Source organism: Pedobacter sp. 01T416_2 (genome assembly GCF_056398925.1).
In genome coordinates this window covers 1-2,072 of record NZ_JBFTQI010000938.1, presented here as the reverse complement: position 1 = coordinate 2,072, position 2,072 = coordinate 1, and the positions used below count along the sequence as shown (strand labels likewise).

General features: G+C 39.6%; 4 protein-coding genes. All 4 read right to left on the bottom strand.

Translation table 11 applies throughout. From position 1 onward, the window contains the following. Positions 1–132, bottom strand: a 132-nt coding sequence (locus AC1DPQ_RS26045; protein WP_477611339.1) for a DUF2752 domain-containing protein, incomplete at its 3' end; no start/stop codon positions are given. A 75-nt stretch (positions 133–207) separates the two neighbouring features. Next, positions 208–549: a CD225/dispanin family protein gene (locus tag AC1DPQ_RS26040; RefSeq protein ID WP_083488603.1), complete on the bottom strand. Its 342-nt coding sequence runs from the start codon at positions 547–549 to the stop codon at positions 208–210. Between the two features lie 84 nt (positions 550–633). Continuing rightward, complete coding sequence (locus AC1DPQ_RS26035; protein ID WP_477584320.1) at positions 634–1,359, bottom strand: SGNH/GDSL hydrolase family protein; 726 nt, start codon at positions 1,357–1,359, stop codon at positions 634–636. Positions 1,360–1,404: 45 nt separating this feature from the next. Beyond that, the coding region (lipB, locus tag AC1DPQ_RS26030) for a lipoyl(octanoyl) transferase LipB (protein ID WP_477611338.1) at positions 1,405–2,072 on the bottom strand (668 nt) is incomplete at its 5' end.

Sequence of the window (2,072 nt, the reverse complement as noted above, 5' to 3'; positions counted from 1 at the left end):
GAGTAGATTATATCCTGCAGCTTTTTGAATATCGAGGTGAAGCAGGGCATGTATTGCCCTTTGTGAACCGCAACCAGGGCAATCGAGGTGTAAATATTTGTGAAAAGGGCATTCCGGAAAGAAATTGTACATCTCAGGATTAAATTTATAGTAAATTATCACAAGTGCTAACCCTATAACGATTCCTAAGATGTACATTAATTTCATCTATCTGTAATTACTCATCATGGCACCGCCAAAACCTAGCACCACAAAAAATAATATATATAAGACATAAACTCCAATTCCAATAAAGAATCCAATTTTTGTCCATTTGCCAGCGGCTTGAGAGGCTGCCTGAGCCCCTGCATAGTCGCCCATGGCATATTTACTATTAACATTAGCCGCATTTACAATACCAGCTATTCCAAAAGGCAGGCAGCAGAATAATGTAACCAGAATTGATTCTACAAGCCAGTTCTTTGGCGCTGGGCCTTGATTTCCGAATGGTGTTTGTCCAAACGGTTGCTGACCGAAGGGTGCTTGTTCTTGAGGTTTTTGATCTTCCATAGTATCAACTTTTAAGTGTATTAATTTAAATAGTTAAACTAAAATATATTTTTTAATTTAAAAACAGCATAAACAAACGTTTAATTATTTCAATACATTTGCCACTTTTGGTAATAAAGCGGTTGCCCATTCGGTGTACATTTTAGCGCTTGGGTGCAACCCGTCGCTCGCCACTAACGATAAATTTGTTGCAGCATTTCGAGATGCCGGTGTAATGTTGGTATAGTTTACGCCAGCTGAAAGCGTGATTTCTTGGTTTGCAGCGTTAAAGCTATCGATTTCATTGGCAATAGTTTGTGGATTTCGCCCCGAGTTTTTGCCAAAGGGCGTAGCGCCCCAATCTGGAATAGAAACTACAAAAACCTTATTCTTGTTGCCTCCGGCAAAAGCGATTGCCGTTTGTAACAATTCTGTGAACTCCTTTTTGTAAGTATTTATCGGATAACCCCGATATTGATTGTTTACACCAATTAAGAGTGTAACAAAACTATAGGTGCCTGTTAAATTCTCTTTTTTTATAGCGCCCTGCAGCTCATCTGTAGTCCAACCGGTAACCGCAATAATTTTTGGATTTGCTACAGTGCTGCCTTGAGCTTTTAATAAACTTTGAAGCTGATAAGGAAAAGATTCTGCCTGTTTAACCGATTCGCCAATGGTATAAGAATCGCCAAGTGCCAGATATGTAAAATCACCTTCTCCATTTGAAGAAGCGTTTGTTCGGTCGATAACGGGTTCAGTAGGCATAGGCTGTTGTTTTGTGCAGCCCGAAGTTAAGAAAGAAAATAAAATGGCGCTTAATAAAATCTTCATAGCTTAATCTACGAATTAGCGTTCGGTTTAGTTTTATTCAACCAATTAAATCAGCTGCATTTTAAAGAGCTCGGCAATATGATTCTTTAATTTTCCTTTTACCTCTTCCATATCAAGATGATAACCCAGCTCCTTTGCTAAAGAAGTTACAGCCTTATCATCGATGCCGCAGGGCACAATATTTTTAAAGTAATCTAAATCTACATTTACATTAAAGGCAAAACCGTGCATGGTAACCCAACGGCTGCAACGAACACCCATGGCACATATTTTACGAGCCTTTTCGTTATCGGCATCTAACCACACCCCCGTAAAACCGGGATAACGGCCAGCTTCTATCCCATAATCTTTTAAGGTAAGGATAACGGCTTCTTCCAGCGTGCGTAAATATAAATGTATGTCGGTAAAGAAATTATCAAGATCAAGAATAGGGTAGCCCACTAGCTGCCCCGGACCATGATAAGTAATATCGCCGCCCCGGTTTATTTTATAGTAGGTTGCCTGTTTATCTTTTAATCCCTGCTCATCCAATAATAAATTTTCGGGATGCCCGCTTTTACCTAAGGTGTAAACATGTGGGTGCTCGCAAAATACAAGATGGTTTGGGGTAGGCTTATTGGTATTGTTTACACGGTTTTCTGTCTTAATGGCCACCGTTTTATTTAACAGATCTTCCTGTTTATCCCAAGCTTCCTGATAGTCTGTTAAGCCCC

Bases quoted from the DNA above. Each gene is read 5' to 3' on its own strand.
- AC1DPQ_RS26040 (WP_083488603.1), bottom strand. From the start codon at position 549: ATGGAAGATCAAAAACCTCAAGAACAAGCACCCTTCGGTCAGCAACCG.
- AC1DPQ_RS26035 (WP_477584320.1), bottom strand. From the start codon at position 1,359: ATGAAGATTTTATTAAGCGCCATTTTATTTTCTTTCTTAACTTCGGGC.